Here is a 14,260-nt window from a genome sequence, read left to right as displayed (position 1 = left end):
AAGTGCGACGACAGGACAAGACTACGGCTTCACTTCGTCATTGTGAGCTGCGGGCATCAGGCGAAATCATCCAGCCTGATGCGGATTCACTTCGTCCTTGTGAGCCGCAGGCGAAGCAATCTACCCGTCGACGGATGCGCCGCTGGATTGCTTCACTGCGTTCGCAATGACGGTGAGGGTGCTGTAGTCGGTTGTGCATCACTGCCTGCGGCTCGCCATCGCATTGGAGTCGAACCACTGCGACCGCCCGCATTTCGACACTTCGTCCGAGCCAATGCAGCCAGCACCTTTCTGACGGTGCCGATGAACCAATCCTGCAATCTCAGTGAGATATGGACGCATCGGCAGGCTCACACCTCCGTGGCGAGGCGAGCAGAAACAGGAAGGCCTCGACTGGAAATCGGGAAGTGCTCGTAGGCCGTCTGCCGGTGCAACGGCTTCGAATAGTAGACTGCCATTGATCTTGGGTCGTCCAGGAGTTCGCGAAGCCAGCGGCATTAACGGCCAGGCTGAAACAGGCGCCCTCCGGCAGAGTTTGTACGCGTTGGACTCAGGATGCCGGAGGAGCCCATGGTCTTCAATCGTTTACCGGTTCTGGCTCTCGCGGCCGCTCTGCTGGCCGGAACCACGGTGGGGGCCTGCGCCTAGGCGGGCTCCGGCGGGAGCGGTGGCGCCTCGAGTGGCTCTGGTGCGGCAGCCGGCTCGAGCACGGGGACCGGTGGCTCCTCGACGGGCGGCGCGAATTCGGGCGGTTCGAGCCTTACACCCGGCACGCCCGGTCCCCGGTGGGCAGTGGTGTCCCTGCCTCGAGCGGACGGGTCAGCGAATCGCCGGATGCCGGATCAGGCGGCTCTACGATGGGGCAGTCGCCCGGAACTAATCAAAATACCACGACGCCGGAAGGCACGAGGCAGCCTCGGGTCCCGCCACGGGGCAACGCAGCTACGACCGGCAGCAATTCGAGGGCCCCCAACAGGGCGTTGCAACGGGTGGCTCCCTCGGCGACCAGACGGGAGCCGGTAATATGGGAGCCGAGATCGAAAGGGAGCGGAAGGCTCAGGAACGCAGCGATGCCGCGACCAAAGGCATCTGCAAAGGGTGCTGAAAAGCCGTCGCCCTCGCCCTCGAGATGCATACCATCTGGAAGGCGAGCGAGACATGCTCGGTGAGAGCACCGTCAGCCTTCGGCCTTGTCGCTCTGTCCCTTCTTGGCGCCCTGGCCGAACGGCTTGGTCGCATCCTTGCCGCCCTGAGCAGCGCGTCCTTGCGGGGTGAGCCGCGGAGCATCGATGGCGCGTTCGTCGGGCTTGGACTCGCCCGATCCGGCAGGCTTCTTGTGTTCGTCTCGTGTCATGGCGGGCTCCGGTAAGATCCGTTGACGGCCGTGATGCCTCCGATCAGCCGCTGGTCGAATCGGTGCCATCCCGGGCTCCGGGCGTCGGCAATGCTCCGGCACCGGGCGTGGCATCCGGATTGACGAGGTCCGGCTCCGCATGCGGGCCGGCGCTCGGAGGCGCGGGCTCGTCGGGTCGCAAAGTTCCGTCCTTGCCCGTGCCTGCCTCTCCGGGCTTCCGGCCCTGTGAGGCCTTGTCGGGCTTCTGATCGCTGTTGTTGCCGTAGCCTGCATATCCCATCGCGCATCTCCAATCCGGGACGGCACTCATCCACCCGTCGCGTCATCCGTTCTCCCGGAGCGATCTTCCTGATGGCGCCTTTCGGTGTCGTACAGGCCGCCCGCTACCTTGCGGTTCTCGCGCGGTCCACGGGCGGCGAGCTGGTCCGAGTGTCCCCCGGATGATCCGCCCGGAGACGGCGTCATGTGCCCAGATCCATCCTCGCTCCATGTCTTGCTGCGCTCGGCATCGCTGAGGCCACCGCCCTCCTGCTGCACGATCGCGGCCTGCTCCTTCGTCTGATGGCCGTCGCCCACAATCGGGCCCTCGCTTTGCCCGACGATGTTGTCGTTCTTCTTCGGCATCACTTCTGCCCCTCGTCGTCGCCGTTGACGGCTGTCGCGCGGGCAATGGCCTCCCCGGTCGCATCCCGGTCCTCGGGCTTAAGGGAGGCATCCTCTAGTCGACGGGTCGCTTTCGGGGTCTCCGCGGCCGTGAGATCGCCATGCCCGTCGGCCTTGCCACCGGCTGCGATGGTCGCGTTGCGCATGTTGTAGGCTTCGCCTCCGGGCTCACTCCAGAGCTTACGCATCGTGGCGTTCGCCTCCGGCCCGTCTTCGGGGCGCGGCTCTGTGGGCGCGACAGCGCCACTGCGCTGCTCGTTGCGGATCTCGTCGGCGGATTGGTCGCGAAGGGATCGACGTCCCTGATCCTTGGCCATTGTGTTCTCCCACGCGCAGCCGAAGGCCGCGGTTCGGTGTTCTCGTCGAAAGGAAGAACGGAGGGAGAGCCGAAGAGTTCTGGCTATGCTTGATGGCCGAACCGGTGCAGCCAGTCGGAGAGGCGGCCGGCGGAGGACTGCCCGCCGACCGCACTGCATTGAACTCAGAGGCCTTCGAAAAGAGCGCTCGAGATATAGCGTTCCGCAAAAGAGGGCGCGACCGTCACGATGCGCTTACCGCGGAACTCCGGACGCTTTCCGACTTCGAGCGCCGCCGCGACATTGGCGCCCGTCGAGATGCCGCCGGGAATTCCCTCGAGGCGGGCGAGCGCCCGCGAGACGTCGAAGGCGGTCTGGTTCCCGACCGTGATGACCTCGTCGATGACGCTGCGGTCGAGAACCTCCGGGATGAACCCGGCGCCGAGGCCCTGGATCTTGTGCGGACCGGGAGGCCCGCCCGAAAGAACCGCGGAATCCTCGGGCTCGACGGCGATGATGCGCAGGCTTGGCAAGCGCGGCTTCAGGACCTGGCCGACGCCGGTGATCGTGCCGCCCGTGCCGACTCCGGCCACGAAGGCATCGAGCTTGCCGTCGGTATCAGCCCAGATCTCCTCGGCCGTCGTCTGCCGGTGGATCTCCGGGTTGGCAGGATTCTGGAACTGCTGCGGGATGACGGAGCCGGGAATCTCGGCCTGCAGCTCCTGCGCCCGTGCGAGGGCGCCCTTCATGCCCTGCGGCCCCGGCGTGAGGACGAGCTCGGCGCCGAGGAAGGCCAGCATCTTGCGCCGCTCGATCGACATCGTCTCCGGCATGACAAGAATGAGCCGGTAGCCTCGGGCGGCAGCCACGAAGGCAAGCGCAATGCCGGTATTTCCGGATGTCGGCTCGATCAGGGTGCCGCCCGGCTTGATCTTTCCTTGCGCCTCCAGCGCATCGATCATGCTGACGCCGATCCGGTCCTTCACGCTGGCGATCGGATTGAAGAACTCGAGCTTCAGCAGGATCTCCGCCTCGACGCCGTGCTCCTGCGGGAGGCGGTTGAGCCGAACCAGCGGCGTATCGCCAATCGTGTCGATGATCGAATTGTAGATTCTGGCGCGCAGCGGTTTGCGCCCGACGGCAGCTGCGGTCTTGCGGGCGGGTTCGGCCATGGAACTCTCCTTTTTTGTCCTGTCACGCTAGCCTAATTATCATCTCCTGGCGATAAATAAACTATTATACGTATTAGATTGTGAAATCGCTCTCGAGGTGGCGGGTCGAGGTAGTCTCGGGTTGGACGCGATGGCAGAGGTCATCCACGGTGAACCGGTCGAGTTCCGCAAGGAACGCCTCGCTCGCCGCCTTGACTACCGGTCCGATCACCTCATCGACGAGATGCGACTTGGGAAGCGCCGGCAGGCCGTCTTCTCCCGTCGCCGACATGGCTGCGCGCACGATGTCTCCGGCGGTGATCCGGCGCCGCTCGCGCGCGAGCTCGTATCCTCCGCGCGGGCCGCGGACGCCTTTCAGGATCCCGTGGCGCACGAGGGCCTGCAGCACCGTCTCGAGGTGCCGGGGCGGAATGTTCTGTCGCGCAGCCATGGCCTTGGCCGAGACCGGTTGCGGACGGGCATGCAGGGCGATGTCGACCACGGCGGCAATGGCGAGAAGGCTGCGCCGGGAGAGCAGGATCATGTCAGGAGCCTCACGACAGTCCCGTCGAACCGAATCCGCCGCCGGCTCGGCCCGTCTCGTCGGTCGTCGCGACAGCGAAAGGCGATACGGTTGTGACGGGAGCCACTACAAGCTGGGCAATTCGCATGCCTCGCTCGACGACGAAAGTCTCGCGGCCGAGATTGACGAGAAGAACCATGATCTCGCCGCGATAATCCGCATCGACCGTGCCCGGCGCATTGAGCACCGTCACGCCGTGGCGCAGGGCAAGACCGGACCGGGGCCTCACCTGCGCCTCGTAGCCTGCCGGCAATTGGACGACGAGGCCGGTCGGAACGAGGGCCCGTTCCATGGGCTCGAGGGCGATCACGGCATCGGCCCGGTTGGCGGCCACGAGATCCAGGCCGGCCGCTCCCGCAGAGGCATAGGACGGGAGAGGCAGATCCTCCGCGTGGGGAAGCCGTTTCACGGGCAGAGGCAAGGTCATGAGCGGCTCCACGCAAGCCGGAGCCTTATCTCGATTCCTCCCGTGCCGGCAGGGCGGATAAGGGGATCGAGTCGGGGGCTCATGGGAGCCTCTGCGCCAGCTCCGCCACGAGGCGCCGGGCGACGTCCTCCTTGCGGAGCTTCGGCCAGGTCTCCACGCCCGTCGCGCTGACGAGATGAACGGTGTTATCGTCGCCGCCCATGACGCCCGTGGCGGTCGAAACATCGTTGGCCACGATGAGGTCGCAGCCCTTCCGCTCGAGCTTCTGCCGCGCATGGACGACCACGTCATTGGTCTCGGCGGCGAAACCGACGACGACACCAGGCCTGTCGCTGACCCGGTGGGCGATCGTCGCGAGGATGTCCGGATTCTCGGCCAGTGCGAGCGACGGCAGGCGGCCAGGCTCCTTCTTGATCTTGCGGTCGGTCGCATCGGCAACGCGCCAGTCCGCGACCGCTGCCGCGAAGATCGCAAGGTCCGCCGGGAGTGCGGCCTCGACGGCGGCCAGCATCTCGGCGGCCGTCTCGACGTGGATCGTCCGGATACCGGGCGGATCGGGAAGCGTCACGGGTCCGGAGACCAGCGTGACGCGGGCTCCGGCCTCGGCGGCCGCGCGGGCAATGGCATGCCCTTGTTTCCCGGAGGAGCGGTTCGCGATGTAACGCACCGGGTCGATCGGCTCGTGGGTCGGACCGGAGGTCACGAGAACATGGCGGCCGACAAGCGGCCCTGAGGGAACGAGCATCTGCTCGAGGGCTGCGACGATTTCGAGCGGCTCCGCGAGGCGGCCTGGACCCGTCTCCGCTTCGGCCATCGGCCCCTCGTTCGGGCCGACGAAACGCACGCCGTCCGCCATGAGGACCGCCAAGTTGCGCTGTGTCGCCGGATGCAGCCACATGCGCGGGTTCATGGCGGGCGCGAGGAGGATCGGCAGGGTCGTCGCGAGAAGGACCGTCGAAGCGAGATCGTCCGCATGTCCTCCGGCCATTTTCGCCATCAGGTTCGCGGTTGCCGGCGCGACGATCACGACGTCTGCATCCCGCGCGAGACGGATGTGTCCGATATCGGCCTCGTCGTCCCGATCGAACAGATCCGTATGGGCGTGCTCGCCCGAAAGGCTGGCGGCCGCGAGGGGCGTCACGAATTGCTGCGCCCCGGCCGTGAGGATGCAGCGAACGCGCGCGCCGCGCTCGCGTAGCCGGCGGATGAGGTCGAGCGACTTGTAGGCTGCGATCCCGCCGCCGATCACGAGGAGAACACGCTGCCCGGAAAGCGTCACGCCGAGCCTCCTGCAGTAAAGCTTGAACGAACGAATACTCTCACGACCAACCGCTCAGAAGCGAGATGGCGAGGAGAAAGGCGATGATCCAGAGCGCTGCCACGCCCCAGCGGTTGCCTCGCGCCTCCGCGCGACCGATGGCGGCGACGCTGTCGGGATTGAGGGCGACGCCATGGGCGCTCACCGTCTCGAGCTGGGCGAGCACGCGTTCGGCCCGCAGGGCGAGATCGGGGAGATCGGCGAGGACGCCGGCGAGAGTCGAGATGCCGCGGCCGGCGCTCTCGATGCGGCCCGCAGGCCCGAGCTGGCGCTCCATCCATTCGCGCACGACCGGCTCGGAGGTTGCCCACATGTCGAGCTTCGGGTCGAGGTGGCGTGCCACGCCTTCGACCACCACCATTGTCTTCTGGAGCATGACGAGCTCGGTGCGCGTCGCCATGTCGAACAGCGCGGTGACCTCGAACAGCAGCGTGAGGACGCGCGCCATCGAGATCTCGTCGGCGCGGCGATCGTGGATCGGCTCACCGATGGCCCGGATCGCCTGCGCGAAATCCGCGACCGCGTGGTGCGGCGGCACGTAGCCCGCCGCAAAATGCACCTCGGCCACGCGGCGATAATCGCGCCGGATGAAGCCGTACAGGATTTCGGCGAGAAACCGCCGCTCCTTGTAGCCGAGACGGCCCATGATCCCGAAATCGACGGCGACGAGGCGACCTTGCGCATCGACGAACAGATTCCCGGGATGCATGTCCGCATGGAAGAACCCGTCGCGGATGGCCTGCCGCAGGAAGGACTGGATCACGGTGCGCGCGAGCGCCACCCGGTCGTGTCCGGCCGCCTCGAGGGCTTCGACGTCGTTCAGCCGGATGCCGTCAATCCAGGTCGTCGTGAGGACGTCCCGGTCAGTGAGTTCCCATTCCGGCTTCGGCACGCGGAAGCCCGGATCGGATTTCGTGTTCTCCGCGAGTTCCGAGACGGCCGCCGCTTCGAGCCTGAGATCCATCTCGATGGCGACGGACCGCGCGAGCGTCTCGACGACCTCCTGCGCGCGCAGGCGCCTCGCCTCGGGCAGAACCTTCTCGATGACCCGCGCCGCGGCGCGCATGGCGCGTAGATCGCGGGCGAAGCGGTCGCGGACACCCGGACGCACGACCTTGACCGCGACGTCGAGCGGGCCCTCCGCGGTCCGGATGCGGCCCTTGTGGACCTGGGCGATGGATGCGGCGGCAAGCGGTTCGGAAAAGCTCTCGAACAACCGGTCGACAGGCTGACCGAACGCCGCCTCGATGACGCGCACCGCCTCCTCGCGCGGGAACGGCGCCATGCGATCCTGGAGATGCTCGAGATCCGCCGCGACCGCGACCCCAACGATGTCGGGGCGGGTCGCCAGAAACTGGCCGAACTTCACATAGGACGGCCCGAGCCGGGTCAGGGCCGCGGCCAGCCGGTCCGCGCCCCGGCCGGCTCCCGGTCGCTCGATCAGCCGGGCCGCCCGCCAGGCCAGTCGCGCGGCGGGAGGGAGCACCGACGGATCGATGAGCCCGAGCGCTCCCTCCCGGGCGAGGATGAGGCCGGCGCGCAGGTTGCGGGCGAGATAAACGATGGTGCCGATCACGACCGGTCAGATCTTCCAGGCGGAGTGGATCGCGACGATGCCGCCGGTCAGGAGCCGGTGGCTGACGCGCTTGAAGCCCGCGTCCTCGATCATGGCCGAGAAGGCGGCCGGCGGCGGAAAGCGCCGGATCGATTCAACGAGATACCGGTACGAGTCCGCGTCACCGGTAACGAGTTGCCCGAGGCGCGGGATCACGTTGAAGGAATAGGCCTCGTAGAGCGCATCAAGGAAGGGCATGTCGACCCGCGAGAACTCGAGGCACAGGAAGCGCCCTCCGGGGCGAAGAACGCGATGCGCCTCGGCCAGCGCCCGATCGATGCGCGGCACGTTCCGGATCCCGAAGGCGATCGTGTAGCCATCGAAGGCCCGGTCCTCGAAGGGAAGCGTTTCCGCGTTCGCCTCGACGAATTCGAGGCGGCCGGCGAATTCCGGACGCGCCTCGGCACGCTCGCGGCCGACGCGCAGCATGTCGCCGTTGATGTCGAGCACCATCACGGCGGTGCGCATCCCGCCGGCATCGAGGATGCGGAACGCCACATCACCCGTGCCGCCCGCCACGTCGAGGTGCCGGAAGGCGCGCTCCCGCGGGGGACGGAGCATCGAGACGAGCGCGGATTTCCAGGCGCGGTGCAGCCCGCCCGACATCAGGTCGTTCATCAGGTCGTAGCGCGTTGCCACCGACCGGAAGACGTCGTTGACGCGCCCCTGCTTCTCCCCGATCCCGACCGTCCTGAATCCGAAATGGGTCGTTCCCTCGGAGGAATGAGCGTCGTGCTTGTGCCGTTCGACCATCGATCCCGTCGCCTCGTGCCGCGATTGCATAGCGGAACCGTTCCGCAATGGCTATGTGAGCCCGGACGCCCTTTCCTGCATTCGTGACGCGCCGAGCCCGCGACCCGAGAATCCATGCCCGAACTCCCTGAGGTCGAAACCGTTCGCCGCGGCCTTGCCCCCGTGATGGTGGGGCGGCGGCTCGAGCATGTCGAGCAGCGTCGGCCGGATCTGCGCTTTCCTTTTCCGGACCGCTTCGTCGAGCGCCTGGAAGGACAGACGATCACCGGGCTGTCGCGTCGCGCGAAATACCTCCTCGTCGGGCTCTCGTCGGACGAGGTGCTCGTGATGCATCTCGGGATGTCGGGACGCTTCAGCGTCGCGACGCCGGAAACCGACCTGCGCCCGGGGGTGTTCCATCACGCCCATGGCGGAGTCGGGAGCCACGATCACGTGGTGCTCCATCTCTCCGGCGACGCGCGGGTGACCTACAACGACGCCCGCCGCTTCGGCTTCATGGATCTCCTGCCCGCCGACGGGATCGAGACCTCGCGCCATTTCGCCGGCCTCGGGATCGAGCCGCTCGGCGGCGAATTGTCGGGAGAGCGTCTCGCGGAACTCTTCTCCGGCCGCCGCGCTCCGCTCAAGGCAGCGCTCCTCGACCAGCGCCTCGTGGCCGGGCTCGGCAATATCTATGTCTGCGAGGCGCTCCATCGGGCGGGACTGCACCCGGAGGCTCCAGCGAGCAGCATCGCGACCGCCCGCGGACGCCCCCGCGAGGCGGCCCACCGGCTCGCGAAGGAAATTCGGGACGTGCTGCTCGAAGCCGTCGAGGCCGGAGGCTCCACGCTCCGCGATCACGCCCAGGTCGACGGCACCCTCGGCTATTTCCAGCACCGGTTTCGGGTCTATGACCGGCTCGGCGAACCCTGCACCACGCCCGGCTGCGCGGGGACGATCGCACGCATCGTTCAGGCGGGCCGCTCGACGTTCCTCTGCGCATCCTGCCAGCCGCTTCCCCGGCAACGCGGCTGAGGGCAGCCCGACGCCTCCATCAGGTGCATGGGGCTGAATCGCTACGCTCGCGGTGACGGTGGAAGTCGGGGATGCCCCTCACCCATCGACGCCGTAAACCGCGGCCGAGGCCCCTTGCCGGGAGGGCTTCCGTTCAATAGCGATGCAGCGAAAGACCGCTGCAGCACGTCAGGAAGGCGCTCATGGCATACGAAACGATTCTCGTCGAAACACGTGGCCGGGTGGGCCTCATCACCCTCAACCGCCCGAAGGCGCTGAACGCCCTCAACTCGACGCTGATCGGCGAAGTGAACGACGCCCTCGACGGGTTCGAGCGTGACGCCGACATCGGCTGCATCGTCCTGACGGGTTCGGAAAAGGCCTTCGCGGCCGGGGCCGACATCAAGGAGATGGCGAGCCTCTCCTATCCGCAGACCTATCTCGACGATTTCATCACCTCGTGGGACCGGGTCGGCGCGCGCCGCAAGCCGATTATCGCTGCCGTCGCGGGATTCGCCCTCGGGGGCGGCTGCGAGCTCGCGATGATGTGCGACTTCATCATCGCGGCCGACAACGCGAAATTCGGCCAGCCCGAGATCAAGCTCGGGGTCATGCCGGGATCCGGCGGCACGCAGCGCCTCACCCGCGCCGTCGGCAAGGCGAAGGCCATGGACCTGTGCCTGACCGGGCGCATGATGGATGCCGCCGAGGCGGAGCGCGCGGGGCTCGTCGCGCGGATCGTTCCGCTCGCCGATCTCCTCAAGGAAGCCATGGCCGCCGCGGAGGCGATTGCCGGGATGTCGCTGCCGATCGCGATGATGACGAAGGAGAGCGTGAACCGCGCCTTCGAGACCACGCTCGCGGAAGGGATCCGGTTCGAGCGGCGCGTCTTCCACGCGATGTTCGCGACCGAGGACCAGAAGGAAGGCATGGCCGCTTTCGTGGAGAAGCGCCCTCCCGCCTTTAAGGGGAGGTGACCCATGGGCGCCCAGGCCGAATCTCTCGCGACCACGCCCGTCCCGCTCCCGACCTATGATGACGTGGTCGCCGCCTCGGAGCGCCTCGCGGGGATCGCCCATCGCACGCCGGTCCTGACCTCCCGGACCTTCGATGCACGGACCGGCGCGCAGGCCTTCTTCAAGGCGGAGAGCCTGCAGCGCAGCGGCGCCTTCAAGTTCCGCGGCGCCTACAACGCCATCGCGAAGCTCGATCCGGAAGCGAAGCGGCGCGGAGTCGTCACCTTCTCGTCCGGCAACCATGCCCAGGCCATCGCCTATGCGGGCCGGCTGCAGGGAGTGCCCACGGTTATCGTCATGCCGCAGGACGCCCCGGCCATGAAGATGGCTGCGACGAAAGGCTATGGCGGCGAGGTCGTCACCTATGACCGCTACAAGGAGGACCGGGAGGCGATCGGCCGCCGGCTCGCGGCGGAGCGGGGTCTGACCCTCATTCCTCCCTACGACCATGCGGACGTGATCGCCGGCCAGGGCACGGCCGCGAAGGAGCTGTTCGAGGAGGTCGGTCCGCTCGACATTCTTCTGGTCTGTCTCGGCGGCGGCGGGCTGCTCGCCGGCTGCGCGCTCGCCGCGAAGGCCCTCTCCCCCGAATGCAAGGTGATCGGCGTCGAGCCGGAGGCCGGAAACGATGGCCAGCGCTCCCTGCGCTCCGGCGCGATCGTGCGGATCCCGATTCCGACCTCGATTGCCGACGGCGCCCTCACGCCTGCGCTCGGCGAGCGCAATTTCGGGATCATTCGCTCCTCGGTCGCGGACATCGTGACGGTGTCGGACGCCCAGCTGGTCGAGACGCTGCGGTTCTTCGTGGAACGCATGAAGATCGTGGTCGAGCCGACGGGCTGCCTCTCCGCGGCAGCGGCACTCCATGGGGCGGTGCCCTGCTCCGGGAAGCGGGTCGGGATCGTGATCAGCGGCGGCAACGTGGATCCGAAAGCCCTTGCAGGTTTTCTCGCGGCCTGAAGGCCTTTCTGCGTTGACCTTCCGGCCGTGCGCGCCTATAAGCCGGCCCACACGAGCCCGCGTCCGACGCGGGCTCTTCGGTTTCCATGCAAACTTCCGATCACTGCCGCCCCCGAAGGCTGGCTCGTCCGGTCGGACTTCTAGAGACGAGGACAGGCCATGGCCAACACCGTGTCGGCCAAGAAGATGACCCGCAAGATCGCGAAGCGCACCGCGATCAACCGTTCGCGCCGCAGCCGCGTGCGCACCTTCATCCGCAAGGTCGAGGAGGCGATCGCGTCCGGTGACCGCAATGCCGCCACCGAGGCTCTGCGCGCCGCCGAGCCGGAGCTGATGCGCGCCGCCCAGAAGGGCATCTTTCACAAGAACATGGCGTCGCGGAAGGTGTCCCGCCTGGCGCATCGCGTGCAGGCCATCGGCGCCTGATCGCGCCGTTCATCGCCGTCGAATACGAACCCGGCCTCTGGCCGGGTTTTTTGTTTGCGCCGCCTCGAAGCGCTGAACTCAAGGGCTGCACCATGGGGCTCGGCGCAGCCAGGGCTGCAGCATCCGGCCATGCCCATCCCGTCCAGGAAATCCGCGGCAACACCGCGGCTGGAGCCAGCGCATTGTGCGCAGATGTGGGTCCACTTTTCCGCGTCGGACGATGCGCCACTCAGGACCGAAGCATCGGACCCAAATGCGGAAGCCACTTTTAGGTCCGATCCTATGAGACCCCTCTGGCTGTGCCGTCTGCGAAACCCACTCGATCAGGCCTGAAACCAGGCCAAAGCAGGCCCATTGTTTTCCACAGGATGGCTTGACTTGATTCCCCAAAACGAGGGTGAGACCCCGCATCGGGCAACTCCGGATCGCGCAAAAAAGCAGCCGAAAGCACAATAGCTTAGCAGGCAAAGCTCCGCGAAGCATCACTGTGACGCCCCTGAGCCCCGCGAATCGAGTCTTTTTTGCGAATCCTATCTCGCACTGCAACATGGCATGAGACGGCCTGCGGACTCGCTCCGAATCACATGGGGAGTCAGCGCGTTACCGAGATCGGGGGAAAGTTGTGGACACCCCGTGAAGCCCCCGGCCGGAGCCCGATCGTTGTCCACCGGCAGCGATCATGTTGCACCCAGGAAAGGTGCAAGCTACGGTGAGTTCACTTCAACGGGGCACCCGTGAAGTTATCCGCCAGCTTTTGGATGCATTTAGCCTCAAGTATGGGGACAGGGCAGTGTTTGACACCACAAGATATGAAGAAAAGAGACACTCCCTGGCGGCAAGTTATCGGAAGTCGACTTAAGCTCCGCGCCGCACAACCAGAAGAATTGCGTCAAAAGGCTTTCTAGACTCAACGACGAATGAATTGGGGGCGGTCTGCCGTGACCGCCGCTGGGCAGCCATGCCTGCGGCGGAACGGATCGGATTGCGTGCTTGGACCCGCAGGGTCCGTGGAGGGGTCATGATGGTTCGCAGCAGCGAGGAGCACCGGCACATGCCTGATGGCGAGGACGCTCCGAGATCGGATGGACCGGCTGCCCAGGAGATCTGGAGCCGCGTCAAGCGGCGGCTTCGGGCCGAGCTCGGTGAGGATGTCTTTGCGAGCTGGTTCGGGCGCCTCGAGCTCGAGGAGGTCGTCGATGGCTGCGCGCGCCTGTCGGTTCCAACCCGCTTCCTGAAGAGCTGGATCGAGTCCCACTATGTGGATCGGGTCCTCACGGTCTACCGCAGCGAGGCCGAGGGCATCGAGCGTGTGATCATTGGCGTCCGCTCGACGCTCGGCCGCGACGCGGCCCCGCCGCGCCGCCCGATCGAGTCGGCCCGCGCTCCGGGCGGACCGGTCGGGGTTGCTGTGGAAGCGAAGCCTTTCGCCCTTCCGCCCGCGGAGGAACAGAAGCCCGATACGGGTGATTTCGGCAGCGCTCCCTTGGACGCGCGCCTCACCTTCGAGAGCTTCATCATCGGCCGGTCGAACGCGCTGGCCCATGCGGCCGCCGATCGCGTCGCCCGCCACCTCGGCGAGCAGGCGCTCTACAATCCCCTCTTCCTTCATGCGGGCGTCGGGCTCGGCAAGACGCATCTGCTTCATGCGATCGGGCACGAGGCCCGCGCCCAGGGACGCCGCGTGATCTATTTGACCGCGGACCGCTTCATGTACGGTTTCGTGGCCTCTCTGAAGGCCCAGACATCGCTCGCCTTCAAGGAGCGCCTACGCGGAATCGATCTCCTCGTGATCGACGACGTCCAGTTCATTCAGGGCAAGCAGATCCAGCAGGAATTCGGCCACACCCTGAACGCCCTGATCGATTCCGGGCGCCAGATCGTGGTCGCTGCCGACCGTCCGCCAGCCGACCTCGAAAGCCTCGATGAACGCGTCCGGTCGCGCCTCGCGGGCGGGCTCGTGGTGGAGGTCGGCTCTCTCGACGAGCAATTGCGGATCTCGATCCTCACGACGCGCGTCGCGGCCGTGAAGGCCCTGCATCCGTCTTTCGACGTGAGTCCGAGTGTCATCGCTTATGTGGCGCGGGCGATCACCGCGAATGGCCGAGATCTCGAGGGCGCCGTGAATCGCCTGCTCGCCCATGCGACGCTGACCGGCTCGGCGATCACTGTCGAGACGGCGGAAACCGCGATCCGCGACCTCGTGCGGAACCGCGAGCCGAAGCGCGTCAAGATCGAGGACATTCAGAAGCTCGTCGCCTCGCGCTACAACGTCTCCCGCTCGGATATCCTCTCGGAGCGCCGCACGGCGGCAGTCGTACGGCCCCGACAGATCGCGATGTATCTCTCGAAAGTGCTGACACTGCGCTCGCTGCCCGAGATCGGCCGGCGCTTCGGCGGGCGCGACCACACCACCGTGCTTCACGCCGTGCGCAAGATCGAAAAGGCGCTGAACGAGGACCACGCGCTGAACGACGAGGTCGAGCTCCTGAAGCGCATGCTCCAGGAATAGGAGCCCGACTCCCGGCAGGGCATGCCGGGGCTGCATCGGGCTTGCGGCCTCCGCTCCGCCGCGCCGGGCCGGCTTCGCAGAGCCCGGTCGAGGGCGGATCCGGCCGCGATCAACAATCCTTTCGTTCTGCCTTGCCTTCCAGGGCCGTCTTCGCCAATCTTTCGCCCCCGCGCACTCCGACGCTGCCTTTCCGGCG

The 14,260-nt window shown here is 66.8% G+C and carries 15 protein-coding genes; 5 read left to right on the top strand and 10 right to left on the bottom strand.

The window, feature by feature from the left end; translation table 11 throughout:
• Positions 1-1,177: 1,177 nt before the first annotated feature.
• From BN1233_RS48360 to ubiE, 10 genes are all read right to left on the bottom strand, one after another.
• The gene (locus BN1233_RS48360) at positions 1,178-1,354 is read right to left on the bottom strand and encodes a hypothetical protein (protein WP_187144290.1); all 177 of its coding nucleotides are present in this window, start codon (positions 1,352-1,354) and stop codon (positions 1,178-1,180) included.
• A gap of 43 nt (positions 1,355-1,397) precedes the next feature.
• A complete protein-coding gene (locus BN1233_RS13115; RefSeq protein ID WP_046864045.1) occupies positions 1,398-1,634 on the bottom strand; it encodes a hypothetical protein in 237 nt (78 codons plus the stop codon).
• Between the two features lie 26 nt (positions 1,635-1,660).
• The gene (locus BN1233_RS13110; protein WP_046864044.1) at positions 1,661-1,978 is read right to left on the bottom strand and encodes a hypothetical protein; all 318 of its coding nucleotides are present in this window, start codon (positions 1,976-1,978) and stop codon (positions 1,661-1,663) included.
• Positions 1,978-2,334 (bottom strand): hypothetical protein, encoded by a 357-nt coding sequence (locus BN1233_RS13105; RefSeq protein WP_046864043.1) that lies wholly within the window; start codon positions 2,332-2,334, stop codon positions 1,978-1,980. The genes BN1233_RS13110 and BN1233_RS13105 overlap by 1 nt, the downstream gene beginning before the upstream one ends.
• A gap of 164 nt (positions 2,335-2,498) precedes the next feature.
• Positions 2,499-3,485, bottom strand: a complete 987-nt coding sequence (gene cysK, locus BN1233_RS13100; protein ID WP_046864042.1) for a cysteine synthase A — start codon at positions 3,483-3,485, stop codon at positions 2,499-2,501.
• Positions 3,486-3,558: 73 nt separating this feature from the next.
• On the bottom strand, positions 3,559-4,008 hold the full coding sequence (locus tag BN1233_RS13095) for an RrF2 family transcriptional regulator (protein WP_046864041.1): 450 nt from the start codon (positions 4,006-4,008) through the stop codon (positions 3,559-3,561).
• A 10-nt stretch (positions 4,009-4,018) separates the two neighbouring features.
• Complete coding sequence (gene dut, locus BN1233_RS13090; protein ID WP_046864525.1) at positions 4,019-4,474, bottom strand: dUTP diphosphatase; 456 nt, start codon at positions 4,472-4,474, stop codon at positions 4,019-4,021.
• Positions 4,475-4,553: 79 nt separating this feature from the next.
• The gene (coaBC, locus tag BN1233_RS13085) at positions 4,554-5,753 is read right to left on the bottom strand and encodes a bifunctional phosphopantothenoylcysteine decarboxylase/phosphopantothenate--cysteine ligase CoaBC (protein WP_187144289.1); all 1,200 of its coding nucleotides are present in this window, start codon (positions 5,751-5,753) and stop codon (positions 4,554-4,556) included.
• Positions 5,754-5,793: 40 nt separating this feature from the next.
• Entirely contained in the window at positions 5,794-7,368 is a 1,575-nt protein-coding gene (gene ubiB, locus BN1233_RS13080) for a 2-polyprenylphenol 6-hydroxylase (protein ID WP_046864039.1), read from the bottom strand.
• 6 nt (positions 7,369-7,374) lie between these two features.
• Positions 7,375-8,160 (bottom strand): bifunctional demethylmenaquinone methyltransferase/2-methoxy-6-polyprenyl-1,4-benzoquinol methylase UbiE, encoded by a 786-nt coding sequence (gene ubiE, locus BN1233_RS13075; protein WP_046864524.1) that lies wholly within the window; start codon positions 8,158-8,160, stop codon positions 7,375-7,377.
• A 114-nt stretch (positions 8,161-8,274) separates the two neighbouring features.
• Here ubiE and mutM point away from each other — a divergent pair, with 114 nt between their 5' ends.
• The 5 genes from mutM (at position 8,275) to dnaA (ending at position 14,064) form a co-directional block, all read left to right on the top strand.
• On the top strand, positions 8,275-9,174 hold the full coding sequence (mutM, locus tag BN1233_RS13070; RefSeq protein WP_046864038.1) for a bifunctional DNA-formamidopyrimidine glycosylase/DNA-(apurinic or apyrimidinic site) lyase: 900 nt from the start codon (positions 8,275-8,277) through the stop codon (positions 9,172-9,174).
• A 182-nt stretch (positions 9,175-9,356) separates the two neighbouring features.
• A complete protein-coding gene (locus tag BN1233_RS13065) occupies positions 9,357-10,130 on the top strand; it encodes an enoyl-CoA hydratase (RefSeq protein WP_046864037.1) in 774 nt (257 codons plus the stop codon).
• A gap of 3 nt (positions 10,131-10,133) precedes the next feature.
• Positions 10,134-11,129: a threo-3-hydroxy-L-aspartate ammonia-lyase gene (locus BN1233_RS13060; RefSeq protein WP_046864036.1), complete on the top strand. Its 996-nt coding sequence runs from the start codon at positions 10,134-10,136 to the stop codon at positions 11,127-11,129.
• A gap of 159 nt (positions 11,130-11,288) precedes the next feature.
• Positions 11,289-11,555 carry a 30S ribosomal protein S20 gene (gene rpsT, locus BN1233_RS13055; protein WP_046864035.1) on the top strand — a complete coding sequence of 89 codons (267 nt, stop codon included), beginning with the start codon at positions 11,289-11,291 and terminating at the stop codon, positions 11,553-11,555.
• A 1,051-nt stretch (positions 11,556-12,606) separates the two neighbouring features.
• Positions 12,607-14,064 carry a chromosomal replication initiator protein DnaA gene (dnaA, locus tag BN1233_RS13050; RefSeq protein WP_046864523.1) on the top strand — a complete coding sequence of 486 codons (1,458 nt, stop codon included), beginning with the start codon at positions 12,607-12,609 and terminating at the stop codon, positions 14,062-14,064.
• Positions 14,065-14,260 lie beyond the last annotated feature (196 nt).

Source organism: Microvirga massiliensis, from assembly GCF_001006805.1.
GTDB classification, from domain to species: Bacteria; Pseudomonadota; Alphaproteobacteria; order Rhizobiales; family Beijerinckiaceae; genus Microvirga; species Microvirga massiliensis.
The sequence above is the reverse complement of the archived record's forward strand: the minus strand, read 5'-3'. Positions and strand labels throughout refer to the sequence as shown.

Bases quoted from the DNA above. Each gene is read 5' to 3' on its own strand.
- BN1233_RS48360 (WP_187144290.1), bottom strand. From the start codon at position 1,354: ATGACACGAGACGAACACAAGAAGCCTGCCGGATCGGGCGAGTCCAAG.
- BN1233_RS13115 (WP_046864045.1), bottom strand. From the start codon at position 1,634: ATGGGATATGCAGGCTACGGCAACAACAGCGATCAGAAGCCCGACAAG.
- BN1233_RS13110 (WP_046864044.1), bottom strand. From the start codon at position 1,978: ATGCCGAAGAAGAACGACAACATCGTCGGGCAAAGCGAGGGCCCGATT.
- BN1233_RS13105 (WP_046864043.1), bottom strand. From the start codon at position 2,334: ATGGCCAAGGATCAGGGACGTCGATCCCTTCGCGACCAATCCGCCGAC.
- cysK (WP_046864042.1), bottom strand. From the start codon at position 3,485: ATGGCCGAACCCGCCCGCAAGACCGCAGCTGCCGTCGGGCGCAAACCG.
- BN1233_RS13095 (WP_046864041.1), bottom strand. From the start codon at position 4,008: ATGATCCTGCTCTCCCGGCGCAGCCTTCTCGCCATTGCCGCCGTGGTC.
- dut (WP_046864525.1), bottom strand. From the start codon at position 4,474: ATGACCTTGCCTCTGCCCGTGAAACGGCTTCCCCACGCGGAGGATCTG.
- ubiE (WP_046864524.1), bottom strand. From the start codon at position 8,160: ATGGTCGAACGGCACAAGCACGACGCTCATTCCTCCGAGGGAACGACC.
- mutM (WP_046864038.1), top strand. From the start codon at position 8,275: ATGCCCGAACTCCCTGAGGTCGAAACCGTTCGCCGCGGCCTTGCCCCC.
- BN1233_RS13065 (WP_046864037.1), top strand. From the start codon at position 9,357: ATGGCATACGAAACGATTCTCGTCGAAACACGTGGCCGGGTGGGCCTC.
- BN1233_RS13060 (WP_046864036.1), top strand. From the start codon at position 10,134: ATGGGCGCCCAGGCCGAATCTCTCGCGACCACGCCCGTCCCGCTCCCG.
- rpsT (WP_046864035.1), top strand. From the start codon at position 11,289: ATGGCCAACACCGTGTCGGCCAAGAAGATGACCCGCAAGATCGCGAAG.
- dnaA (WP_046864523.1), top strand. From the start codon at position 12,607: ATGCCTGATGGCGAGGACGCTCCGAGATCGGATGGACCGGCTGCCCAG.